24 protein-coding genes and 1 pseudogene are annotated in these 22,968 nt (G+C 63.8%); 11 read left to right on the top strand and 14 right to left on the bottom strand.

The features are described from left to right. Positions 1 to 49 precede the first annotated feature (49 nt). On the top strand, positions 50 to 1,261 hold the full coding sequence (locus tag IVB19_RS04785) for a hypothetical protein (RefSeq protein ID WP_247299347.1): 1,212 nt from the start codon (positions 50 to 52) through the stop codon (positions 1,259 to 1,261). Between the two features lie 196 nt (positions 1,262 to 1,457). Here IVB19_RS04785 and IVB19_RS04780 read toward each other — a convergent pair whose 3' ends face one another. Further along, the gene (locus tag IVB19_RS04780) at positions 1,458 to 1,856 is read right to left on the bottom strand and encodes an META domain-containing protein (protein WP_018453431.1); all 399 of its coding nucleotides are present in this window, start codon (positions 1,854 to 1,856) and stop codon (positions 1,458 to 1,460) included. A gap of 138 nt (positions 1,857 to 1,994) precedes the next feature. Then, positions 1,995 to 3,659 carry an L-lactate permease gene (locus IVB19_RS04775; protein WP_026232530.1) on the bottom strand — a complete coding sequence of 555 codons (1,665 nt, stop codon included), beginning with the start codon at positions 3,657 to 3,659 and terminating at the stop codon, positions 1,995 to 1,997. Positions 3,660 to 3,971: 312 nt separating this feature from the next. Here IVB19_RS04775 and IVB19_RS04770 point away from each other — a divergent pair, with 312 nt between their 5' ends. Continuing rightward, on the top strand, positions 3,972 to 5,735 hold the full coding sequence (locus IVB19_RS04770) for an ABC transporter ATP-binding protein/permease (protein WP_018453429.1): 1,764 nt from the start codon (positions 3,972 to 3,974) through the stop codon (positions 5,733 to 5,735). Positions 5,736 to 5,978: 243 nt separating this feature from the next. Here the strand turns inward: IVB19_RS04770 and IVB19_RS04765 are convergent, their stop codons facing one another. The 4 genes from IVB19_RS04765 to IVB19_RS04750 form a co-directional block, all read right to left on the bottom strand. Continuing rightward, a complete protein-coding gene (locus IVB19_RS04765; RefSeq protein WP_026232529.1) occupies positions 5,979 to 6,983 on the bottom strand; it encodes a TorF family putative porin in 1,005 nt (334 codons plus the stop codon). A 415-nt stretch (positions 6,984 to 7,398) separates the two neighbouring features. Continuing rightward, positions 7,399 to 7,752, bottom strand: a complete 354-nt coding sequence (locus tag IVB19_RS04760) for a histone (protein ID WP_083926345.1) — start codon at positions 7,750 to 7,752, stop codon at positions 7,399 to 7,401. Positions 7,753 to 7,851: 99 nt separating this feature from the next. Then, positions 7,852 to 9,174, bottom strand: a complete 1,323-nt coding sequence (gene glcF, locus IVB19_RS04755) for a glycolate oxidase subunit GlcF (RefSeq protein ID WP_018453426.1) — start codon at positions 9,172 to 9,174, stop codon at positions 7,852 to 7,854. Continuing rightward, the gene (locus IVB19_RS04750) at positions 9,171 to 10,409 is read right to left on the bottom strand and encodes an FAD-binding protein (RefSeq protein WP_018453425.1); all 1,239 of its coding nucleotides are present in this window, start codon (positions 10,407 to 10,409) and stop codon (positions 9,171 to 9,173) included. Before IVB19_RS04750 ends, glcF begins: the two co-directional genes overlap by 4 nt. 214 nt (positions 10,410 to 10,623) lie before the next feature. On the opposite strand from IVB19_RS04750, the gene IVB19_RS04745 reads away from it, so the two are divergent. Next, on the top strand, positions 10,624 to 10,959 hold the full coding sequence (locus tag IVB19_RS04745; RefSeq protein WP_026232528.1) for a putative quinol monooxygenase: 336 nt from the start codon (positions 10,624 to 10,626) through the stop codon (positions 10,957 to 10,959). 53 nt (positions 10,960 to 11,012) lie between these two features. Here the strand turns inward: IVB19_RS04745 and IVB19_RS04740 are convergent, their stop codons facing one another. Then, complete coding sequence (locus tag IVB19_RS04740; RefSeq protein WP_018453423.1) at positions 11,013 to 12,506, bottom strand: FAD-linked oxidase C-terminal domain-containing protein; 1,494 nt, start codon at positions 12,504 to 12,506, stop codon at positions 11,013 to 11,015. Between the two features lie 273 nt (positions 12,507 to 12,779). Between IVB19_RS04740 and cycA the strand changes: the two genes are divergently transcribed. After that, positions 12,780 to 13,175 carry a cytochrome c-550 CycA gene (cycA, locus tag IVB19_RS04735; protein ID WP_018453422.1) on the top strand — a complete coding sequence of 132 codons (396 nt, stop codon included), beginning with the start codon at positions 12,780 to 12,782 and terminating at the stop codon, positions 13,173 to 13,175. A 108-nt stretch (positions 13,176 to 13,283) separates the two neighbouring features. On the opposite strand, the gene IVB19_RS04730 is transcribed toward cycA, so the two are convergent. Next, complete coding sequence (locus tag IVB19_RS04730) at positions 13,284 to 14,240, bottom strand: alpha/beta fold hydrolase (RefSeq protein ID WP_247299345.1); 957 nt, start codon at positions 14,238 to 14,240, stop codon at positions 13,284 to 13,286. A gap of 325 nt (positions 14,241 to 14,565) precedes the next feature. Between IVB19_RS04730 and IVB19_RS04725 the strand changes: the two genes are divergently transcribed. Next, positions 14,566 to 14,748: a hypothetical protein gene (locus tag IVB19_RS04725; RefSeq protein WP_007596968.1), complete on the top strand. Its 183-nt coding sequence runs from the start codon at positions 14,566 to 14,568 to the stop codon at positions 14,746 to 14,748. Positions 14,749 to 14,760: 12 nt separating this feature from the next. Here IVB19_RS04725 and IVB19_RS04720 read toward each other — a convergent pair whose 3' ends face one another. The 3 genes from IVB19_RS04720 to ykgO all read right to left on the bottom strand — a co-directional run bounded on the left by IVB19_RS04720 (position 14,761) and on the right by ykgO (position 16,027). Beyond that, positions 14,761 to 15,021, bottom strand: a complete 261-nt coding sequence (locus tag IVB19_RS04720) for a hypothetical protein (protein ID WP_018453420.1) — start codon at positions 15,019 to 15,021, stop codon at positions 14,761 to 14,763. 124 nt (positions 15,022 to 15,145) lie between these two features. After that, positions 15,146 to 15,784, bottom strand: coding sequence for a tetratricopeptide repeat protein (locus tag IVB19_RS04715; protein ID WP_026232527.1), 639 nt, complete (start codon positions 15,782 to 15,784; stop codon positions 15,146 to 15,148). Between the two features lie 117 nt (positions 15,785 to 15,901). Next, positions 15,902 to 16,027, bottom strand: a complete 126-nt coding sequence (ykgO, locus tag IVB19_RS04710) for a type B 50S ribosomal protein L36 (RefSeq protein ID WP_006611362.1) — start codon at positions 16,025 to 16,027, stop codon at positions 15,902 to 15,904. Positions 16,028 to 16,349: 322 nt separating this feature from the next. Here ykgO and IVB19_RS04705 point away from each other — a divergent pair, with 322 nt between their 5' ends. Then, a complete protein-coding gene (locus IVB19_RS04705; RefSeq protein ID WP_247299343.1) occupies positions 16,350 to 17,234 on the top strand; it encodes an amidohydrolase family protein in 885 nt (294 codons plus the stop codon). Positions 17,235 to 17,346: 112 nt separating this feature from the next. Here IVB19_RS04705 and IVB19_RS04700 read toward each other — a convergent pair whose 3' ends face one another. Continuing rightward, complete coding sequence (locus tag IVB19_RS04700; RefSeq protein WP_018453417.1) at positions 17,347 to 17,694, bottom strand: MerR family transcriptional regulator; 348 nt, start codon at positions 17,692 to 17,694, stop codon at positions 17,347 to 17,349. 84 nt (positions 17,695 to 17,778) lie between these two features. On the opposite strand from IVB19_RS04700, the gene IVB19_RS04695 reads away from it, so the two are divergent. The 4 genes and pseudogenes from IVB19_RS04695 to IVB19_RS04680 all read left to right on the top strand — a co-directional run bounded on the left by IVB19_RS04695 (position 17,779) and on the right by IVB19_RS04680 (position 21,016). After that, complete coding sequence (locus IVB19_RS04695) at positions 17,779 to 18,789, top strand: zinc-dependent alcohol dehydrogenase family protein (RefSeq protein WP_026232526.1); 1,011 nt, start codon at positions 17,779 to 17,781, stop codon at positions 18,787 to 18,789. A gap of 92 nt (positions 18,790 to 18,881) precedes the next feature. Beyond that, complete coding sequence (locus tag IVB19_RS04690; RefSeq protein ID WP_018453415.1) at positions 18,882 to 19,631, top strand: haloacid dehalogenase type II; 750 nt, start codon at positions 18,882 to 18,884, stop codon at positions 19,629 to 19,631. A 21-nt stretch (positions 19,632 to 19,652) separates the two neighbouring features. After that, positions 19,653 to 20,120 carry a YbaK/EbsC family protein gene (locus IVB19_RS04685; protein WP_018453414.1) on the top strand — a complete coding sequence of 156 codons (468 nt, stop codon included), beginning with the start codon at positions 19,653 to 19,655 and terminating at the stop codon, positions 20,118 to 20,120. A gap of 55 nt (positions 20,121 to 20,175) precedes the next feature. Further along, positions 20,176 to 21,016, top strand: a pseudogene (locus IVB19_RS04680) (adenylate/guanylate cyclase domain-containing protein). A gap of 68 nt (positions 21,017 to 21,084) precedes the next feature. Here the strand turns inward: IVB19_RS04680 and IVB19_RS04675 are convergent. Both IVB19_RS04675 and IVB19_RS04670 read right to left on the bottom strand, forming a co-directional pair. Then, on the bottom strand, positions 21,085 to 21,441 hold the full coding sequence (locus IVB19_RS04675; protein WP_018453412.1) for a hypothetical protein: 357 nt from the start codon (positions 21,439 to 21,441) through the stop codon (positions 21,085 to 21,087). Between the two features lie 95 nt (positions 21,442 to 21,536). Next, entirely contained in the window at positions 21,537 to 22,520 is a 984-nt protein-coding gene (locus tag IVB19_RS04670; RefSeq protein WP_018453411.1) for a tripartite tricarboxylate transporter substrate binding protein, read from the bottom strand. Positions 22,521 to 22,674: 154 nt separating this feature from the next. Here IVB19_RS04670 and IVB19_RS04665 point away from each other — a divergent pair, with 154 nt between their 5' ends. Then, a complete protein-coding gene (locus IVB19_RS04665) occupies positions 22,675 to 22,932 on the top strand; it encodes a hypothetical protein (protein WP_026232525.1) in 258 nt (85 codons plus the stop codon). The last annotated feature ends 36 nt before the right edge of the window (positions 22,933 to 22,968 follow it).

Here is a 22,968-nt window from a genome sequence, read left to right as displayed (position 1 = left end):
CCGCTTCACACTTTCCGGATCATGCCCACTTTGCCCGGGGATTTCGTCGATGCGCGCGCTTGTGTTTTGCTCCACGGCCGTTCTGGCGGCTCTGCTTGCAGGTTCGCCAGAGGTCGCATCCGCCCAGATGAAGCTGGCGCCGAAGGCCACGGCGCCCGGCGGCGTCGAGACGCGCTATTTCACCTCGATCGACGGGCTGATGGACGGCAATGCCGACGTGATCTTGAAAGAGACACGCCAGGGCAAGACCGTCACCGCAGCCGTGCTCGACGTCTGCTATCCCGTCGCGAAGAATTCCGACCGCAAGGACCGCTTCGTCGTCAATCTCCAGGTCGCGGGCCAGAACCTGACGGGTACGACGCAGAGCCTCGGCGCGAAGGCGCCGGTCACAGTCAAGCTGCTGCGCAAACAGGCCGGAGACACGTTCGAATTCCGCGGCCAGATCAGCATTGGCCAGACCGTGACCGAGGTCACCTCGCCCGACAATTCCGATCTCAGCGAGAAGGAATTCCTCGACAACCAGACCTCCGACGACGGCATCACGCCGCAGCCGAAGGACTTCACCGACGTCTCGCCGGAAGCGATCGCGGTCAAGGTCAAGCTGGATGCCGCGACCGAGTTCCTGAAGAGCCTGAAGGGCCAGGACGTCGAGGTGACGCTGGCGAGTCTCACCGTCGGCTGCGACGCGCTGCGCGCGGGCGAGCAGACCATCAACATGTCGGTCGATCCGGAGCGCGCCGGCGCGCTGCTGGCGAAATTCAAGGCGACGCCCGGCGTCACCGCCGCGGGCTGGACCGCGGGCATGACCGAGATGGACCGCACCATCCGCATTGCCGCCGCCGATTGGCGCGAGGGCGACAAGATCAACCGCGACAAGCTCGCGGCCGCGGTGGCTGGCGTGCTGAGCAGGACGCTCGCGGCAAAGCCGGTCTCGCAAAGCTTCAACCCGGCGACCGGCAAGCTCAAGCTGGTGTTCAAGCGACCGAACCAGGATTTTCCCGCGCTCGAGCTCACCGACACGATCGAGGTCGCGGGCCTCGTCTCGCCCGACAAGCCCGGCACGACCGACAAGCTCATGCTCTGGATCGGGAGTCCCGCGACCACGACCACTGACGAGAGCAGCGGCGCCAAGCTCAATCTCTCGGACGAAGCGACCGCGGACGAGGAAGGCGATCAGCCCGACGACAACGGTTCGGTCGAGGCGCTCACCAAGGAGCTGAAAGGCCAGCGCTGGGACGCCGACAAGTCGGTGTGGAAGTGATGTAGCCCGCATATCAACTCTCGGTCGTCGCCCGGCTTGACCGGGCGATCCAGTACTCCGAGAAGGTTTTGATGAATCGAGAAGCCGCGGCGTACTGGATTCCCCGCCTGCCGCCTGTGCTAAAGCTTCGGCGCCCCTGGACCTCAACCCCGGCGAAGCCTTGGCGTAGCCGGGTCGCGGGGAATGACAGCAGGGGCTAATTGCCGTTGACGCGAAAGCGCAGCGGCTTGGGGCCGACGAGCGTGAGCACGTCACCCTGGCGCTTCCAGGTCTCGACACTGCCCAGGGCTGCAACGAGATCGTCGTCGGCCTGGGCCCTTGCCGGCGGGCAGGAGCGGTCCTGGATCTGGCCGGGGACGAAGATCACGGTGTTGCCGGCAACCGAGAACTGGCCCTTGCCGCCCTTGCACCAGAGCTCCAGCACGACTTCGCCATTGTCGCCGATCTCGATGTTCGGAATCCGCTTCGAGCCCGGCTGCGGCAGCGCCTCCAGCGTCATCTCGGTGCCGAACGGAAAACCGTCCTCCGCACGCGCGAGCGTGGACATCGCGAGCGTTGCAACCGCCGCACACACCATCTGCCTGAACGAAACCATGAGACCTCTCGACCGACGTGATTTGCGGCACCTTCTATAAGACGGCGGCGCCGTTGAGAAGGTTCGCCCATGGGCCACGCAAAAATCCCCGCGAGGAGCAACCTCGCGGGGATTTGGCTTGAAGCCGGGCGTGGCCTGCTACTTCAGGACCATCGCCGTGAACGGCCAGACATAGGCCTGCAGCGTCACGAACACGCCGACCAACGAGGCCAGCACGATCGAGTGCCAGAACACGAAGCGCAGGATCGTGCCCTCGTGCCCGTACCAATTCGTCGCGGTGGACGCGACCACGATCGACTGGGCGTCGATCATCTTGCCCATCACGCCGCCGGACGAGTTCGCCGCAGCCATCAGGATCGGCGACAGACCAAGCTGCTCGGAGGTGATCTTCTGAAGATTTCCGAACAGAACGTTGGAAGCGGTATCCGATCCCGTTAGCGCCACGCCCAACCAGCCGAGCAGCGTGCCGAAGAAGGGATAGAGCACGCCGGTTGCAGCAAAGGCGAGACCGAGCGTCGCGTCCACGCCGGAGAGCCGCGTCAGCGTGCCAATCGCGAGCATCGCCGAGATCGTGATCAGCGAGATCGCGCAAAGCCGGATGGTGCGCCCGTATTCCGTCAAGAGCCGGCCAGGACCGACGCCCATCAGGAAGCCTGAGATGATCGCCGCAATCAGCATGCCGGTGCCGGTGAACGAGAGATAGGTGAAGCCGAACACCGCGCTCTCTTTCGTCGGCCCCGGCGCGACCGGCGGCATCTTGTTGATCATCTGATGCAGCTCGGGAACGGGATAGTTCCAGGTGAAGATCGAGTTCGCCCAGGTCTTGAATCCACCATTGCCCCAGATCAGCATCACGATGCAGACGATGATCCACGGCAGCAGCGCGCTGAACAGCTCGCTCTGCGTCAGCGGCGTCTTGTCCATCGGTTTTGCCGCGGCCATGGTGGCGGCCGATTCATCGCGGCCGCGCAGCGCCGGCGACAGCCAGAGCTGCCTGGGCTGCCAGACCTTCAGGAACAGGATCAGCGCCCCCATCGAGATCAGCGACGCCCCGATGTCGACGATCCAGGGATTGACGTAGTTCGAGATCACGAATTGCGGGACCGCGAACGACACGCCGGTGACCAGGATCGCCGGCCAGACGTCCTTCATGCCCTTCCAGCCCGCGAACGCCCACACCACCCAGAACGGCACGATCAGCGAGAAGAACGGCAATTGCCGGCCGACCATCGCGCCGAGGATGTAGGGATCAAGCCCGGTCACCGAGGCAAGGCCTTGGATCGGCGTGCCCAGCGCCCCATAAGCGACCGGCGCGGTGTTGGCGATCAGCGACAGGCCGCTTGCTGCAAGCGGCGAGAAGCCGAGGCCGATCAGGACGGCGCCCGTGATCGCGACCGGCGTGCCGAAGCCCGAGGCGCCTTCGAAGAAGGCGCCGAACGAGAACGCGATCAGCAGCAATTGCAGCCGCCGGTCCTCGGTGACGCCGCCGACCGCGCGCTTGAGCAATTCGAAGCGCCCGGTGCTCACCGTCACCTGGTAGAGGAAGATGACGTTGAGAACGATCCAGCCGATCGGGAAGAACCCGGTGACGATGCCCAGCACCGAGGCGCGGATCGACATGTTCGCCGGCATGGTGAAGACGAAGATCGTGATCAAATTGGCCACGATCACAGCGATGACCGCTGCGATATGAGCCTGGACCCGTCCGCTCGCGATCAGGACCAGCAATGTGACGACAGGGACTGCCGCCGCGATCGTCGACAGCACGGGGCTGTGCAACGGGTCATAAACTTGATTCCACATGATCTTCCTCCCCCACGCATGTGTGCTGCAGGCGGCCCGCGTGGACAGCCGATCCTGCTTGACGCTGAAGCGATAACCCCCGAGCTGGACGCGAATTCCTCGCGAATGCAGCGGTTCCCGTCCGCTCACAAGCTCGCGAAATCCCGAAGGCCCCCACCCCGCGCCGTCGAGCCCCATGCTAGGGTTGCAAGCTGCGACAAGCCAACGCAAATTGCAGGACTTGCGACTTTAGTCTAAGCGCGCCGATTTCCGCCGTCGTCCCAAGTCTTTGGCCCCGGGCAGTTGTGCACATCCCTCAGGAGACAGAGCTCTGTGAAGAACATCAGCGCCACGCTCGCGATCGTCTGGCGAATCGCCGCCCCCTATTTCCGGTCGGAGGACAAATGGGCCGGCCGCGGCCTGCTTGCCGCAGTCATCGCGATGGAGCTGGCGCTGGTCGCGATCGACGTCCTGGTCAATCAATGGCAGAACCGGTTCTACAGCTCACTGCAGGCAAGTGACTGGGATAGCTTCGTCAGGGAGATCTGGATCTTCATCGGCCTCGCCTCCGCCTTCATCGCGCTGGCGGTCTACAAGCTGTACCTGAACCAGTGGCTCCAGATCCGCTGGCGGCAATGGCTGACCCGGCACTATTTGGGCGAATGGCTGCAAGGCGCCACCCACTACCGCATGCAGCTTAAGGGCGATGCGGCCGACAACCCGGACCAGCGCATCACCGAGGACGTCAAGAACTTCGTCGAGCAGACCCTGACCATCGGGCTCGGCCTGCTCTCGTCGATCGTGACGCTGTTCTCCTTCGTGATCATCCTCTGGGGGCTTTCCAACGCTGCGCCGTTGCACCTGTTCGGCGCCGACCTCATGATCCCCGGATATCTGTGCTGGGGCGCGCTGGTCTACGCGATCTTCGGCACCGCGCTGACGCACTGGATCGGTGCCCCGCTGGTCAATCTCAATTTCGAGCAGCAGCGCTTCGAGGCCGACTTCCGCTTCAACCTCGTCCGCGTCCGCGAGAATTCCGAGCAGATCGCGCTGCTCAAGGGCGAAGGCGCCGAGCGCGGCCGGCTGCTGGACCGCTTCGGCTTCGTGATCGGCAATTGGTATGCCATCATGAGCCGCACCAAGCGCCTCACCGCGTTCACCGCGAGCTATCAGCAGGCCGCCGTGATCTTTCCCTACGTGCTGGTGGCGCCGGCCTTCTTCGCCAAGAAGATCCAGCTTGGCGACATGATGCAGACCGCCTCCGCCTTCTCGAGCGTACAGGGCGCATTGTCGTTCTTCGTCACGGCGTACCGATCGCTGGCGGAATGGCGCTCGATCGTCGCCCGCCTCGACGGCTTCGAGATGTCGGTCGATGCGGCCGCGCACCTGCCGCCGCACGAGCCTGCGATCGCCCTCAAGGCCGCCGGCGGCAATCGCAATATCACCCTCGAACAGCTCTGCGTGAACCTGCCGAGCGGCACGCCGCTGGTCGCCACCGACGCCTTCTCCGTCCAGACGCCGGAGCGCGTGCTGGTGACCGGACCGTCGGGCTCCGGCAAGTCGACGCTGTTCCGCGCCATCGCCGGCATCTGGCCGTTCGGCACCGGCACCATCTTCGTCCCGGAAAAAGCGAAGCTGATGATGCTGCCCCAGCGCCCCTATTTCCCGGTCGGCGTGTTGCGCGACGCGGTGGTCTATCCGGCCGCGCCGGGCGCATTTGAAACTGCACGCGTCAGGGACGCGCTGATCGCGGTCGGCCTGCCCGACCTCGCCGAGCGGCTTGAGGAGGACGGTCATTGGAACCGGATGCTGTCGCTGGGCGAGCAGCAGCGCCTCGGGCTCGCCCGCGCGCTGCTGCACGCGCCGGACTATCTGTTCCTGGACGAGGCCACGGCCTCGCTGGACGAGCCGTCCGAGGCCCGCCTGTACCGGCTGCTGGCGGAGAAGCTGCCACAGGCCACCCTCGTCTCGATCGGCCACCGCTCGACGCTGGAAGCCTTCCATACCCGCAAGGTGACGATGGTGAAGCACGGCGCGATCCACGTCCTCGGTGACGGTGGTGTGCCGGTCGAGAAGGAGCCGAGCGCGGCACGCTGAGACGGCCCGACGAAGCTCTGAGGCTATGGCCCTTGGTTGCGGCCGTGCTTCGAGACGCCCGCCTTTTTCGGCCTTCAGGATGAGGTCTGTCCTCGCGGTGAGATCTGTGACCCCTCATGGTGAGGAGCCCGCCGGAGGCGGCCGTCTCGAACCATGCGGGCCCCTGGCCTACGCCCCAAAGCCCCAAAGCAAAAGGGCGGCAGGTTGCCCTGCCGCCCTCATCAAGTCGCTTCGGGAAGAAGCTTACTTCAGGTTGCTCATGGCCGTCAGGTCGAACGACAGCTTGGCAATGCCGGCCGCGCCGCACCAGTTGGAGCCAGCACCGCCCGGATTGATCGCGGTGACGTTGGTGGTGCCGGTGGCGTTGAAGGCGCTGGTGAAGGCGTTGCAATCACCCTTGTTCAGGTCGGTGTCGGAGTAACGCAGGTCCAGCGTGAACACTTTGTAGGTGAAGCCGATGCCGATGTTCCAGGTGTTGTAGTCCTTGTAGGGGATACCGTTGGCGAAAACGGTGCCGACGCCGGTGCCGTAGAAGGCGTCCGAAGTACCAAACCACTGCCGGCCGAACTCACCCGAGACGTACATGCCCATGCCGGAAGCACCGAAGGCCGTGCTGGGCGCCGTGTACTTGGCGGTCAACGAAGCGTAGTTGCCCCAGGCACCCGAGTTCAGGAAGTTCGGCGAGTAGTACTCGGTCGCGCCGACCGTGAAGCTGTCGTTGATGGTGTAGTTCACCTTGCCGTAGACTTCGACGAAGCTGACGTCCTTCTTCATGACGTTGCCGTCGGCGAGGAAGATAGTGGTCGTGCTGACGCCGCAGACGTTGCCGCCCGGAATGCCGCCGGTGAGCACGTTGTCGGCGCAGCTGCCGCCCGGATACAGGTAGCCCCAGACACCGATATCGAAGGCGAAGGCGCCGAAGGTCGGGCGGATACCGCCGTAGATGTCGACTTCAGCAGCAGCGCGATTGGCGAAGGAGATGCTCTCGGCGGACACGCCGACGTAGAGCTGGAGGTCCTTGTTGACGTTGTAGCGCGGCTCGAAATAGGCCGCGACCGACGGCTTGTGGTTCGACTGCGTGACGCCGCGGAAGATGTAGTCGCTCATGATGGCGCCGCCGAAGGCGATATCCCAGGGATCAAACGCGACCACCGGCGGGGCCTTCAGTGCCTTCACTCGCATGTCTGCCGCGAAAGCCGAGCCCGTCACCATTGCCAGCGCCGTTGCCAACAAAGCCACTTTTTTCATTTCGATCCCCATCACCAGTTCTAAGACCCCAGCCGGATCCCGGAAGCCCCCGGAACGCTCGACCTGATTGCAAATTTCGTAACTGCGGCAATCTGGATGGGGTGAGGCAAACCGTGAAGCAAAAAACGCGGGCATCTGCCGACTTTTTGGGCGTTCTGACGATTCCACGAAAGGTTGTCAGCCCGTGTGTCTTCTCGATCACATTATTTGCATTCCAAAGTGCACTGGGAGGCCCGCGTTAGTACGGGTCCGGCGGTACCGTGCTGCCCGTGCCACGAATCAGGCTGCTTCCCGACGAGATCATCCCCGCGCGCCGACGCGCCGATGCAAAAAGGCCGCAGCATCGCCGGCTGCGGCCTTCCTGTTGCCGATCATGGTCGTCGGATTGGATCCAGCCTTTGGCCTGACCTTGGGCCTAACCTTGTCCTTCGGCCGGTGTCGTGTCCGCAGAAGACGAAGGCATCGCCCAGCTTGTCTCGGCGGCAGGCTCGGGAGCCGGAGCTGCCGGCGTTGACGGCTTCGGAGCTGCCTTCGCCTTCTTCGGCGCCGCTTTCTTCGCAGCCTTCTTGGCGGCCTTCTTAGGCGCAGCCTTCTTAGCGGCCTTCTTTGGCGCGGCCTTCTTCGCAGATTTCTTTGGAGCCTTCTTGGCAGACTTCTTCGCGGATTTCTTCGCGGACTTCTTGGCTGCCTTCTTTGAGGTCTTCTTCGCCGCTACTGCCTTCTTGGCCTTTTTGGCCTTCTTGCTTTTTTTCTTCTTCGCTTTCGCCATCGTGATCCTCCTGTTGCCGCCGAACAATGGTCGATCGGGTGTCTTCAGCCGTTATCTCCGGACGAAAGCTCAGCCTTCGAAAGCTTAGTCTTCGAAAGCTCAGTCTTGCGCGTTCAATGCCGGCTGCGACCCGCCCGTAGCCCAATCGAGAAGCTCAATCGTGTGTACGACCGGAACTGACGTGCCACTGGCAATCTGCACCATGCAGCCGATATTGCCTGCGGCAATCATGTCCGGCTTGACGCTCGCGATGTTGGCGACCTTGCGATCGCGCAACCGGCCCGCAAGCTCGGGCTGGAGAATGTTGTAAGTCCCCGCCGAACCGCAACACAAATGGCTCTCCGGCACATCTTTCACCACGAATCCGTTATTGGAAAGCAATTCTTTCGGAAGGCCCGTGATTTTCTGCCCGTGCTGCAACGAACACGCAGAGTGATAAGCGACGACGATGTTGTCCTGTCGCGTCGTGGCCGCGAGTCCAAGGCCGGCGACGTATTCAGTGATGTCCTTGGCGAGCGCAGAGACCTTCGCCGCATCGGCGGCAAACGCAGCGTCTTCGCGCAGAAGATAGCCGTAGTCCTTGATCACGGTGCCGCAGCCTGACGCCGTCACCAGGATGGCGTCGAGCCCCTCGCCGGCCGCTTCCGCGCGCCACGCCGCGACATTGGCGCGAGCCCGTGCCAATGCGTCCTGATCGTCGCCGAGGTGATGGGTCAGGGCGCCGCAGCACTGCTCGTCCCTGACAAGGACGACCTCGATGCCGTGGCGCGTGAGGAGACTGATGGCGGCCTGGTTGATGCGCGGCGCCAGCACCTGCTGGGCGCAGCCCTGGAGCAGCGCGACCCGGCCGCGCTTCTTGCCGAGTGCCGCGAACACACTGCCGGCGGCGGGCCCGGGCGGCGGCAGCCGGTCCGGCGCCAGCGCCAGCATCGCCTTGAGGCGCAGAACCAGGCCGGGCGTCGCCGACGGCCGCGGCGTCGGCAGGAACGCGGCCAGCGGGCGGGCCAGCCGCGCCAGCCACATGCTGGCGCGGAAACGCTGCGGGTGCGGCAGGACGAAGGCCAGCACTCGGCGCAGCAGCCGCTCGGCGAGCGGCCGCTCGTAACGCTGCTCGATCCTGACCCGGGCCTGATCGACCAGATGCATGTAATTCACGCCCGAGGGGCAGGTCGTCATGCAGGCCAGGCACGACAGGCAGCGGTCGACATGTTTGACCACTTCGGCCGTCGGCGTCTGGTCCTTCTCCAGCATCTCCTTGATCAGATAGATGCGGCCGCGCGGGCTATCGAGCTCGTCGCCAAGCAGCACATAGGTCGGACAGGTTGCGGTGCAGAAGCCGCAATGGACGCAGGCGCGCAGGATCTTGTCGGCTTCCGCGATGTCGGGATCGGCGAGCTGCGCGAGTGAAAATTCGGTCTTCATGCGGCAGTGCCTCGCGTCAGCCGCCCCCGGTTGAGGATGGTCTTCGGATCGAAACTGGCGCGGACCCGCTCGCTCAACGCGGCAAGGCCAGGGGCTTGCGGGTGGAATACATCGATCGCGCGCCTGATGTCCTCGGCCGCCCGGATCAGCGTGGCGTGCCCGCCGGCGGCATTCGTACGTTCGCGCACGGCCCGAGCATGCGCGTCCGGCTTCGGTGGCACCGCCGCCCAGATCAGTCCACCACCCCAATCGTAGATCACGTCGCCACCGGTCTCGCGCGCCAGCAGGGTCCCGAGCGCCGCGCCCGACGCCGGCGGGCAGACGATCCGCCAGACCGGCCAGGCCCCCAGCGCGCCACTGGCCGCGAACGGCAGGACGTCGCGGATCGTGGTCCACAGCGCCGCTGACGCCGTGTCCTCGACGAGAATTGCGGTTCCGAACGGCGCCAGCAATTCGCGCAGCGAGCCGGCACGGTGGGCGGCCGAGGCGGCAATGCCCTCGAGCCGCAGCACGGTCAGCGCCTCGCCCTGGCCTGCGATATCGCCGAGACCTTCGATCTCGGTCCGGAACGCCGATGTCGGCAGATGCGCGGCCCCGGAGACATCGAAAGGCGAGCCGAGCGCCGCCGTCATTGCCTTGTTGGCGGCGGCATCGTCGAGCCCGCGCAGCAACAGCGTCCGCTCGGCCTCCGGCTTGGGCATCACTTTCAGCGTGACCTCGGTCATGACCGACAGCGTGCCCCAGGAACCGGCGAGAAGCTTGCAGAGGTCGTAGCCGGTGACGTTCTTCACCACCTTGCCGCCGGTCTTGAAGCTGTCGCCGAAACCGGAGACGGCATGCGCCCCGAGCAGATGGTCGCGCGCGCCGCCCGCCTTGATCCGGCGCGGACCGGCCAGGCCAGCCGCGATCATGCCGCCGATGGTGCCGAGCGCGGGCGTGCCGAGCAGCGGCGCGGTGTTCATCGGCTCGAAGGCGAATTGCTGGTTCTTGGCATCGATCAGCGACAGCACGTCGGCCAGCGGCGCCCCGGCCTGGAGCGTGACAATGAGTTCGTTGGGCTCGTAGCCGGTGATGGCATTCAGCGCGGAGACGTCGAGCACGGCGTTGGTCGCCATCGCGTGGCCGATGCCGCGCTTGGAGCCATGGCCGATGATCTCGAGCGGCTGCTCATTGGCAATCGCCGCGCGCACCACCTCTTCGACGTCTTTGGCGTCTCGTACCTTGAGCGTATCCACGGGCAAAGGCGGTAGCGAAATTCGCCGCCAAAATCAAATGCAGCGTGACGACAGCGGCCATTGCCGCGCGATCCGGCTCGACCTCGGAGCCACGGCCAAGATTCGATCCTCATCGAAGCATTCACGACATCGACACTTCGATCACCGGCGAACCAAAGCCGACAGCCGATCGCTACAAATCTGCACCGAGAGACCAACCGACGGAGACGACATCATGAACCACTATGCCACGCAGAAATCGCTCAGCGACGCCGTCGACGGCGGCGGCCTGCTCGTCGTCGCGCAATGGGAAGCGAAGCCGGGCGAGGCCGACAAGATCGCCGCGATCCTCGACCGCTTCCTGCCGGAGGCCCAGCGCGAGGACGGCGTCAAGCTGTTCTTGATCTCGCGCGCAAAGGACAATCCGGCCCAGTTCCTGTTCTACGAACTGTTCCGCGACGAGGCGGCATTCAAGGCGCACCAGGAGAGCGCGCATTTCAAGACCTGGATCGCTGGCGAAGCCCTGCCGCTGCTGGCGAAGCGCGAGCGGGCGCAATACGGACTGCTGTAGGCATTGCCGAGGAAAGAGGCGTGCATCGCAAGCCCTTCCATCGGCGCAAGCGCCTAGAACCGGGGGATGTCCGGGAATGCCAGATTCCCGGCATGGACGTGCATGCGGCCGAGCTCGGCGCAGCGGTGCAGGGTCGGAAACACCTTTCCGGGATTGAGCAGGCCCTGCGCGTCGAAGGCGCATTTCAGACGCTGCTGCTGGTTGAGGTCGATCTCGCTGAACATTTCCGGCATCAGATCGCGCTTCTCGATGCCGACGCCGTGCTCGCCGGTGAGCACGCCGCCGAACTCGACGCAGGCGCGCAGGATGTCGGCGCCGAAGGCTTCGGCGCGCTCGATCTCGCCGGGCTTGTTGGCATCGTAGAGGATCAGCGGATGCAGATTGCCGTCGCCGGCATGGAACACGTTGGCGCAACCAAGCTGGTACTTTTCCGAGAGCTCGCGGATGCGCGCCAGCGCCTTCGGCAGCGCACCGCGGGGGATGGTGCCGTCCATGCAGAGATAGTCGGGCGAAATGCGGCCGACGGCGGGGAAGGCGGCTTTCCGGCCGGCCCAGAACAGATTGCGCTCGGCTTCCGAGGTCGAGATCTGGCAGGTGGTCGAGCCGCAAGCGTTCGCAATCGTCTCGACCCGCGTGATCAGCTCGTCGACCTCGATCTTGGGACCGTCGAGCTCGATGATGAGGAGGGCCTCGACATCGAGCGGATAGCCGGCATGGACGAAGGCCTCCGCGGCGTGGATCGCGGGCTTGTCCATCATCTCCATGCCGCCGGGAATGATGCCGGCGCCGATGATGCGCGCCACGCATTCGCCGGCCGCCTCGACTTGCGCGAAGCCGACCATCAGCGCGCGCGCCGTCTCCGGCTTTTGCAGGATGCGCACCGTGATCTCGGTGATGACACCGAGCAGGCCTTCCGAGCCGGTGATGACGCCCATCAAATCGTAGCCGGAGTTTTCCGCCGACTTGCCGCCGATGCGCAGGATCTCGCCGCTCATCAGCACGATCTCGCAGCCGAGCACGTTGTTGGTGGTCATGCCGTATTTCAGGCAGTGCACGCCGCCGGAATTCTCCGCGACATTGCCGCCGATCGAGCAGGCGATCTGCGATGACGGATCCGGCGCGTAGTAGAACCCAGCATGGGCGACGGCCTGGCTGATCGCGAGGTTGGTGACGCCGGGTTCGGTGACGACGGCGCGGTTGTCGAAATCGATCTCGCGGATGCGCTTGAACTTGCCGAGGCCCAGAAGCACGCCGTCTTCCAGCGGCAGCGCGCCGCCGGACAGCGAGGTGCCGGAGCCGCGGGGCACCACCTTGATGCCCTGCCCTGCACAATATTTCAGGACCAGCGAAACCTGCTCGGTCGTGTCGGGCAGCACAACGACCATCGGCGGCTGCCGATAGGCCGTCAACCCATCGGATTCATAGGCCCGCATCTCGGCGGCGCTGTCGATCACGCCTTCGCCCGGCACGATTGCGCGCAATGCAGCCACGATCTCGGCGCGGCGCGCGAGCACGGCCTGGTCGCTCGCGGGCATCATGATGGCCATAACATTTCCTTCATGGCATATCCTTCCGGCCAAGGCCGCATGATCGATTTGTCGCGGTAAATCAACCACGTCCGCGGTGGTTTGGGTAGGCCGTCCGAAAGTCGGATCGACGATCCTGCGCGAGTTCGCTCTGGGACAAGTAGGAAATCGTGAAACCTGCCATGGTTTGGCGGCTTGTCCAATCCGAGCAGGCCTGCCAAAACCGGCAGGTCCGACCGTTGCCGATCAGGCATGCAACTGACCAGCCCCCAGGGAAGAGACGAAGAGCACCCGATGACAAAACTGATTTTTGGCGCATTGACCATCCTCACCGCGATTGCCACCGCACCCGCCGCGATGGCGCAGGACGTCGCGGCCGGCAAGTCGTCGTTCAACAAATGCCTGGCCTGTCACGCGATCGGCGAAGGCGCCAAGAACAAGGTCGGCCCCGAGCTCAACGGCCTCGACGGCCGCAAGTCCGGCACCGCGCCGGACTACAATTACTCCGACGCCAACAAGAATTCCGGCATCACCTGGAACGAGGCCGTGTTCAAGGAATACATCAAGGACCCCAAGGCCAAGATCCCCGGCACCAAGATGGCGTTCGCCGGCATCAAGAACGAGACCGAGATCAACAATCTCTGGGCCTACGTGTCGCAGTTCGACAAAGACGGAAAGATCAAGCAGTAAGCGCGGGAACGGCGGCCGCTGGAGCTTCGGTTCTGAACCGAAGCTCCAGCTTCTCGTTTTGACGCGTTTTCTTCACGCGAACCGGCATCCACTTCGCTCGAAAACGCTCTAATCGGCGGTCGCCTGCGCCGGGACGATTTTCCCGATCATCGTCTCGATCTCTGTCTTCACGAGATCGGGCACCGCGTTCTGCACCATGTGGCCGAGATCAGGCAGCACGATCAGCTTGGCATTCTGCACGGTGGCGGCGAACGGGCGGGCGTGAATGGCGGTCTTTACCGTCTTGTCGGGTTCGCCGGCGATGATCGTGACCGGCGCCGTTATCTCGCCGTAGCGCGGAGCTTGCGCAGCCACCGCCTGCTTCAGCGACACCAGATCATAGGCATTGGCGATGAACTCGCGCGGGCGCAGCAGCAACGGCGTCGCGGAGTCCTGCACGAAACCGTCCGGCATCGTTTGCGGCAGGAAGACGTTGCGCGCGCCGGACTCGCTCAGGAAATAGCCTAGCGGGAGGGTTATGGTGTAGGCGAACAGCGGGCCGATTACGGGCGTTGCGATGATCTCGTTGTAGCGGCCGACGCCGCCGCGCCAAGGATGGGTGACGGGCGCGAGCATCACAAGGCCCGCGACGCGGCCGGGATGATCGAGCGCCAGCCGCGCGCCGAGCGCGCCGCTCCAGGAATGCACCACGAACACCGCGCGATCGATCCCGAGCTTGCCGAGCGCCTCATCGATCATTCGCGCCTGGACCTCCGGCGTCGAATCCTGCCGCCGCGCCCGCGTGCTCCAGCCGTGGCCGGGACGGTCGATCAGGATGACGCGATGGTTCCTGGCGAGGAGATCGCCGAGCGGCCGCCGCATTGCCTCGAGGTTGGAGCTCGCGCCGTGCAGCATCACGATCGGCAGGCCCGAATCGCGCGGGCCGATATCGACGAGGTGAAGCACGGCACCCTCGACCTCGATCATCCGGCCCTGCGGTGGAAAGGCGCGTTGCACGGCGAGGACGCCGGCCTGCGTGACCAGCGCCAGCACAACCAGCGCGGTCACGACTGACATCACGATCATGGACGGAATCCGGGCGACCCAAGGCACAGGGCAGTTACGTGGCTTGCGGCCGGCAGTTTCGCCCGGGGAGCCCCCGCGCTCCACTTGAAATGCCGGGGCTGTGGATATGTGCATAATTCAAGCGAGAAAAACGCAATGAAATCAATACTGCTCCCCGGAGCACGCAGGCTTCGAAACAGCTTCATGCACTCGTCATCGCGGCTTCCTTATGATCGCCATGGTCGGTTCCGCCATTTAGACGCAGGTGGGCGCCGATCGTGCTCGCAACCCTCAGGGATGCGGGAAGACCGGCAGGATTTATCCTGATTTGAACCGGAGAATTTCGATGAGCCTGAGATCCAAAGATACTGCGATCGACGAGATCGTGGCAAGCTGCCACGGTGACCTGCGCGGTGCCGTGCGCGCGCTGCTGCTGATCAACGAGCACCTCGAGACGGAGCTTGCAAAGGCCTACGCCGCAGCGGTCGATCGCGGCCTCGCCGAGCGCGAAGGCAGCGTTTTGCACTAGATTGCTGTCGACCTAGTTCGTGCTGTCCTCGTCCTTTTCCTCGTCAGGCGTGGGTGCGGGACAGGCGCGGATGGTCGAACGGGCAAGCTTGGCGTCGGCCTTCGATTTGTAAGGACCGTCACCGAACCAGACGTCGCCGAAGATCACGGGATTGCTGGTCACGATGTTGCATTTTCCGGTGGCGCGATTGCCGACCACCCAGAACAGTCCGTCGGCGAGGCTCGCCGTGCCCGACGCCAACAGCAACATACCTGCAAAGATCAAACGCTTCATGGCTGTGCTCCCGCCATGAAGGTAGGCCTGCGGCGGTGCCATCCACACCCCTTGTAACGCGGCGCGTGTCATCGTGGTTAATCCGCCTGCGCCGCATTCGCTCGAGCAATGATCGACTTGTCCGCTAAATATCGCGGCCTTCGACCTTCTCGGTCAGCGCCTTGACCTGGTCGGGGATCTTCTCGAGGTGCGGATTGACGGCGAGCGCCTTGCGGTAGGCTTCGAGCGCGCGCTTTTCGTCGCCGACCTCCTGCATGATCATGCCGAGGCCTGCGAGCGCGCCGAAATGACGAGGCTCGCGGATCAACACCTCGCGGATGTCGGCGAGCGAGCGGCCATAATCGTTCTGCATGTAGTAGAGCGTCGCACGACGATTCCAGGCCTCGATGTAGTCGGGCCTGAGCTTGACGACCGAATCCAGCAGCTTGATCGCAACCTCGATCTTCTTTGCGTCGACGGCGGTCTTGGCCCGCGCCATCAGCAGCGCCGCGGTGTCGCTCGGGGTCTGGATCCAGATCGCCCAGATCCGCGCCTCGACATGCTTGGCGCTGGCTTCGTCGGGCGCAGCTTTCAGCGCGCCGAACAGGAAATCGAGATTCTTGGTGCGGTCGACCTTGGGCAGCTTGGCCGGCGCTTCCGGAAGTTTCTTCTGCTTGCCGGGCGGAGCCGGCGGATCAGCCTGCGCCAGCGCCGGAGCGAGGCCGGCGGCTCCCAGCACAAGAGCCAGACACAGGGTGCGCGCGAAGAGGAATCTCACTGCCATGGTCGAAGTCTAAACGCGCAAAGCCGCCCTTGCAAAGCAGGGGCGGCGTCAAACTCGTGTGAGACCGTGGTCTTGCGGGCGCGCGAGCGTCAGGCAGGGCGAAATCAGCCGCCCAGATCAGCCCTGGCGAGCCTTGAAGCGGCGCTGCACCTTGTTGATCACATAGACCCGGCCCTTGCGGCGGACCAGGCGGTTGGCGCGATGGCGACCGCGCAGCGATTTCAGCGAGTTACGGACCTTCATGGCAGAATCCTGAACGTTCGAAAGGCCGTGTTCGGCACTACCGTTTCGGCACGCGCGAATGAGGCAAAATGAGATTTTCCCGCTGGCGGACCGACCGCCCGGGACGGGGCGGTTCTTAAGGCATGGGAGGACCGGATGTCAATGTTAACTGGCCCGATCGCACCCAGCAAATTCAGGAAAACAACCCGATGCAAAGTAGAAGCGGCCGGATCGGGCTCAATCATCTCGGACGACGCCGATCCCACAACGCCTTGTCCCCACAATGCCTTGCCAAATTCGTTATATCATATAATCAATTCGACAACCCGTCGGGAGGAAACCCATGCCGAAGCTGAAGCTGCCGAACATCGACGACGTCGTTGCCATCGACATCCACACCCACGCCGAGGAGCCCTGCGGCACCCATCCCGACGACGGCTATGACGACTTCCAGGCGCAGATGGCGGACTATTTCAAGTCGCCGCACAAGCATCCGCCGACCGTGCCGGAGACCGCCGCCTACTATCGGTCCAAGAACATCGCCGCGGTGATCTTCCCGGTCGACGCCGAGCGCGAGACCGGCTTCCGCCGCTACAAGAATGAGGAGATGCTGGAGATCGCCTCCGACCATCTCGACGTTCTCATCCCCTTCGTCTCGATCGACCCGCACAAGGGCAAGCTCGGTGTGCGCGAGGCGCGCAAGCTGATCGAGGAATACGGGGTGCGCGGCTTCAAATTCCACCCAACCATGCAGGGCTTCTACGCCAACGACCGCATGGCCTATCCGCTCTATGAAGAGATCAACAATGGCGGCGCGATCGCGCTGTTCCACACCGGCCAGACCGGCGTCGGCTCGGGCATGCCCGGTGGCATGGGCATGCGGCTGAAATATTCCAACCCGATGTACATGGACGACGTCGCGGCCGATTTCCCCGAGCTCAAGATCATTCTCGCCCATCCCTCCTTCCCCTGGCAGGAAGAGGCGCTGTCGGTCGCGACCCACAAGCCCAACGTCTACATCGACCTCTCGGGCTGGTCGCCGAAATATTTCCCGCCGATCCTGGTGCGCTACATCAACTCGATCCTGCAGGACAAGATGCTGTTCGGTTCGGACTGGCCGGTGATCACGCCCGACCGCTGGCTGTCGGATTTCGCCAAGATCGAGATCCGCGACGAGATCCGGCCGAAGGTGCTGAAGGCCAACGCGCGCAAGCTGCTGGGGATCTAGGCGCGTACTCGTCAGCGCATCGAGGGCTTCGACGCTGCTATCGAAGCCCTCATGCTCCGGCCCTGAGGGCCTAAGACTTTGGCGCGGTGAATCTGATGGCTATGTTATGCGATCAGTTCACGCCTGCGAGGAAGCCGGCCAGGATTGTCCGGCTTTGGCTGAGCGTCTCGATACGTTCGTCGATCAGGCCGACCTGCTGAGTGAGTATTTTTCGCAGCTCGTTGCACGGCGTGAAAGCTGGATCGTTGTTCCTCACGCATGGGAGCAACCGCTTGATGGTTTCGAGCGTCATTCCCGCGCCGCCGAGCATCTTGGTGCGCCGTACGGTTTCCTCTTCGGCCAAGCCATAGTCGCGATAGCCGGAGTTCGTCCGCAGCGGCGTGAGCAGTCCTTCGCCTTCGTAGTAGCGCAGCATTCGGACGCTGACCCCCGTCCGCCGGGAGAGTTCGCCGATTTTCATCTGAAGCCCCTTGACCCTGACAGCACTGTCAGACCCTAAAGACTTTGCTCGTCCAAGTGAATGCCACTTGTGAAGGGAGCAACGATGAAAGCCTACCATTTGAATGGCCATGCTGGTGCTGGCCGCCTTGCGCGCGCCGAAATCAGCAAACCCGAACCCGCCAATGGCGAGGTCCGCATTCGGGTCGAAGCGGCAAGTCTGAATTACCGCGACCTCCTGATCCTCGACCGTGCAGGCCAAGGCGAGATCAACGGCCGCGTGCCACTCTCCGACGGTGCGGGTGTCGTTGACGCCATCGGCGCCGGCGTCGCGCAATGGCGACTCGGAGACCGCGTCGCTGCGTCGTTCTTCCGCGATTGGATCTCGGGGCCGTTCAAGTCCAGCTATATTCCGTCATCCCTCGGTGGCAACACGATGGACGGAATGCTGGCTGAGTATGTCGTGCTGCCGGCGACCGCGCTGGTCTCAGTGCCGGCCCATCTGTCCGCGGTGGAGGCAGCGACCCTGCCCTGTGCCGGCGTCACGGCTTTCCATGGCCTCATCGCACGCGGCGGGATGCACAAAGGCGACACGCTATTGGTCCAGGGAACAGGCGGCGTCGCGCTGTTCGGGCTTCAATTCGCAGCGGCGCTGGGGGCGCGTGCGATCGTGATATCCTCCTCGGATGAAAAACTCGCCCGCGCCAAGGCGCTGGGCGGCTCGATCCTCATCAACTACCGCGACACCCCTGACTGGGATGTCGTCCTCATGAAGGCGACGAATGGCGCAGGTGCCAGTCACATCCTCGAACTCGGCGGTCCCGGCACTTATGACCGATCGCTGCGATCGGTCGCTTCGGGTGGCAAGATCGTCCAGATCGGTGTCTTGACGGGGTTCGGTCCCAAGCCCGACCTCGCGCGCCTGCAGTGGGAGAATGCCGACATCATTGGTGTCACCGTCGGATCGGTCGAACACTTTGCCGCGATGAATCGCTTCCTGACCGAACACGCGATCCACCCGATCGTGGATCGGGTCTACGACTTCGACGACGTTCCCGAAGCGTATGCGCACCTGCGGACCGGCTCACACTTCGGCAAGATCGTGATCAGGCTTTAAAAGCGAGGGCTCAGTTCGCGTTTCCGTGTTGGATCGATACCGCGGCGCCTTGTATAGTCCGTGGACCGCAACGATCCCGGAGGACAGGTCAATTGAGTCTCAAAGCCGTTGTCTTCGATGCCTACGGAACGCTTTACGATATCCAGTCGGTCGCCGAGACCACCGAGGATGCGTTTCCGGGCTACGGTGAGATCATCACGCAGATCTGGCGAATCAAGCAGCTCGAATACACCTGGTTGCGCTCGCTGATGCGGCGCTACCAGGACTTTGCAGCCATCACGCGCGACTCGCTTGCCTATACGCTGCGCGTGCTCGGGCTCGCTTACGAGAATGAGGCATTCGAGCGCGTCGTCGAGAAGTACCTTCATCTCGATCTCTATCCGGATGCGACGGCGGCGCTCACGGCTCTGAAACCGCGAAAGCTCGCCATCCTCTCCAACGGCAGTCCGGACATGCTGAATGCGCTCGTGCGCAACTCCGGCCTCGACGCCCTGCTCGACGCCACGATCAGCGTCGACGAGAAGAAGATCTTCAAGCCGAGCCCGGAGGCCTATGAGCTGATCGGCGAGGTGCTCGGCACCGCGCCTGACGAGGTGCTGTTCGTCTCCTCCAATCCCTGGGATGTCGCGGGCGCGAAAGCATTCGGACTGAACGTTGCCTGGATCGAACGGGTGACGCCGGAAGCGATGGCGCTGGCTTGCGTCGAGAACGAACTCGTGGCACCGCTGACGATGTTTAAGGCGATCCGCACCCAGATGGACGAGCTCGGCTTTGCGCCGGATCATCGCGTCCGGGCGCTCTCGGAACTGCCAAGTTGCTTAGGCATCGCCGCCCAACGGTAAGTCTGGAATGAGCCGACCTGAATGAGCCTGGAATCCGTTCGCGCCTTCTTCGCCGAGAAAGCCCCCGACATATCAGTTATCGAATCCCCGATCAGCTCCGCGACAGTGCCGCTGGCCGCCGAGGCTTATGGCGTCGAGCCCGGACGGATTGCCAAGACGCTGTCGTTGCGGATCGGCGAGCGCGTGATCCTGATCGTCGCGGCCGGCACTTCGCGCATGGACAACAAGAAGGTGAAGGCGGCGTTCGGCGGCAAGCCGAAAATGCTGGGACTGGAAGAGGTCGCCGAGATCACCGGCCACGAGGTCGGCGGCGTCTGCCCGTTCGGATTAAAGGCGCCGCTGCCGGTCTATTGCGACGTCTCGCTGAAAGCGTTCGACGTGGTGGTGCCGGCCGCCGGCTCGACCCACAGCGCCGTGCGCATCACGCCGGAGCGGATGGCGGAGCTGACCCGGGCTGAATGGGTCGATGTCTGCGAAGTCAGGCCGTAAGGCAGCTGGGGGATGCCTGATGCATTTGCCGGTCAGGGACGCTAATGTACGGACCATGCCCGATGATAAGGTCAAACGGCGGCTGACCACCGTGCTATGCGCTGATGTGCACGGCTATTCTCGTCTCATGGAAGCAGACGAGGCGGGAACGCTGGAGACACTCCGCCGCTATCGCACGGCCATCGCGCGATTGGTGGAGCGCCATGACGGCCGGATCGTGAATACCTGGGGCGATGCCGTCATCGCCGAATTCGCCAGCGTCGTGGAAGCCGTGCAGTGTGCGGTCGAGATTCAGCAGGAAATTTCCAACCAGGATTCGGGCCCACCTCCCCCGATGCGGTTTCGCATCGGCATCAATCTCGGCGATGTGATGGTGGATGGTTCCGACCTCTATGGAGACGGGGTCAATATCGCGGCGCGTCTGCAAGAACTTGCCGAACCCGGTGGTATCGTGATCTCCAGCTCCGCCTATGATCAGGTGCACAACAAATTATCTGTTGGCTTCGACTGCCTCGGCCAGCGTCCAATGAAAAACATTGCTCCCCGTGACCAGCTATCGTGTGACCATGAGCGGCCAAGCCGCTCAAGCACGGAGCTTTCCGCCTGGCGAACGCCTGACATCTCAGACCGCAAGTGCGGGCTCGCAAACTGACGCCGCGCACCGCGACAGATCCGAGTCATCCAATTGGATGGGCTTCGTTTCAGACGGACTGGCGAAGCTGCCCCGCCCGGTTGCGGCGGCCCTCACGGTGTCGGCCTTTCTGATTCTGATCAATATTTTCACCGGCATGCACAAGATCTGGTTCCATTGGCCGGTGGCAGCTTTGCTCTTCGGCGCCATCATGCGGACGGCGCTCCGGGATCGACCTGAGTCGGACGGCAAGGGCGAGCGCTGAACGAGGCGGCACAACCGCGCTTCGCGCCCACTGCTGCGCGCGCGCGCCCCGATCATGCTTGGGCAGCACTACTCGTCGCTATCGTCATAAGGCCGCGGCTGCGCCTGCGGAGGTGGTGGCGGCACATTGTTGTATCGCGGCGCCGGCGCGGCGCGATTGCCCGGAACCTGCTGCTGCGGCGGCATCTGGTTGTTGGACTGGAACACCGCGCGACAGCCGCTGGAGAGCTGGGGCGTATTCTGCCGCAAGCAGGCCGTAATGCGGCTCACATCAGGGATCTGATCGCTGCACAGCCGCCACACATCCGGCGTGCAGGCCATCTGCTGCTCCATGGTTCCGCGATACTCTTCAGCGGATGCAGCGCCTTGCGCGACGATGCCGCCGATTGCAAGCGCCACACCCAGCGCGATCCGCTCTGTTCGCATGTCCGATTCCTTCGCGAGTCTCTCGAATTCTGTTCAATCAATGAGACGCGGAGAGGTTCTGGACCAACAAAAAATTGTGAAAATGGGCCAGGAACCTATTCGACCTTGCCGATCTTCTTCACCGCAGCAATCAGCCGCGCGCTGTCGACCGCCACGAACTCGGCAAACGCCGGCGCGTCCTGATAGGCAACGAGACTGCCCGACGTTTCGAAGGCCTTGAGCACGTCGGGGCTCGTCATCACCTGCGCCATCGCCTCGCGCAGGCGAGTCGCGATCGGCGCGGGAAGAGCACTCTGTGCAAAGAGTCCGGCCCAGATGTACATCTCGACGTCCTTGTAACCGAGCTCCTGGAAGGTCGGCACATCGGGGAAGCTTGCGACGCGCTTGGCGCCGCAATTGCCGAGCACGCGCAGCTTGCCGTCCTCCACTTGCGGCTTCAGCGTTCCCGGTGCGGCGGCGATCGCCTGCACGGTGCCGCTGAGCAGCGCGGTGAGCGCCGGTCCGGCGCCGCGAAACGGCACATGCAGCAGCTTGATGTCGGCGCTGCTCGCAAACATCTCCATCGCCACGTGCAGCGTGCCGTAAGGCCCCGATGAGCCGTAGGTGATCTGGCCGGGACGCTTCCTGGCATCCTCGACGAAATCCTGCGCGGTCTTCCATGGCGCCGAGGCGGGCACCGCGAGCAGCGTGGGATCGGCCAGCACCCGCGCGATCGGCATGAACTGCGAGAGCTCGTAGGCGACCGGACGGTCGAACAGCCGGTCGGCCTCGGGCAGCACCGCGAGCGAGGACAGCGTCATCAGCAGCGTGTAGCCGTCGGGCTCGGCGCGCGCCGCCGCGGCATTGCCGACGGATCCACCGCCACCGCCGGCGCGGTTGTCGACGATGACCGCCTTGCCGAGGATTCGCTCCAGCGCCTGTGCGACGGGGCGCGCCGCAAGATCCGCCTGGCCGCCGGCCGGAAACGGCACGATCATGGTGACGTTGCGAGAGGGATAGGCTTGCGCGAAAGCCGCGCTCGACAACACAGGCAACAACGGCAATGCGGCAGCCGCGCGCAGGACATCGCGTCGATCCATGGCAGATTTCCCCCTGTTTTCTTACTTCGCTGCCAGCCTAGCGTGACCGTCCGCAAGAACAAGCCGCGCGGCGGGATTAACGAAGCAATATCCATGTTCCGCCCGGTCAGGAACGCCCCCCTGGGCTCACCGTTGCCTCCCAGGGAGTGGAGCGATGAATAGACTTCAGACCATTGACGTGGCGCTGGACGAGATGCTGGTGAATCTCGCCGCCATCGTCTTGCGGCTTTCAAAGCCGGACGTGACGCGAACGCCGGAAGCGCGACGCGCCTTGGCGCAATCCGTGCACCAATACGCGGTCTGCGCGAAGCGTTCGCGCGATCCGCGTGTTCATGATTTGAAGTCGCAACTGGAGGAGACGTTGAAGCCGAGCTTGCGAATTGTGGTGCGTAATGGTGAGAAGGTGTCTTAGTCCAACCCGTCATTGCGAGCGCAGCGAAACAATCCA

The sequence above is a fragment of the Bradyrhizobium sp. 187 genome, assembly GCF_023101005.1.
In the GTDB taxonomy this organism is placed as follows: Bacteria; Pseudomonadota; Alphaproteobacteria; order Rhizobiales; family Xanthobacteraceae; genus Bradyrhizobium; species Bradyrhizobium canariense_D.
Note: the sequence above shows the minus strand (reverse complement) of the source record. Positions and strands in the feature narration are given on the sequence as shown.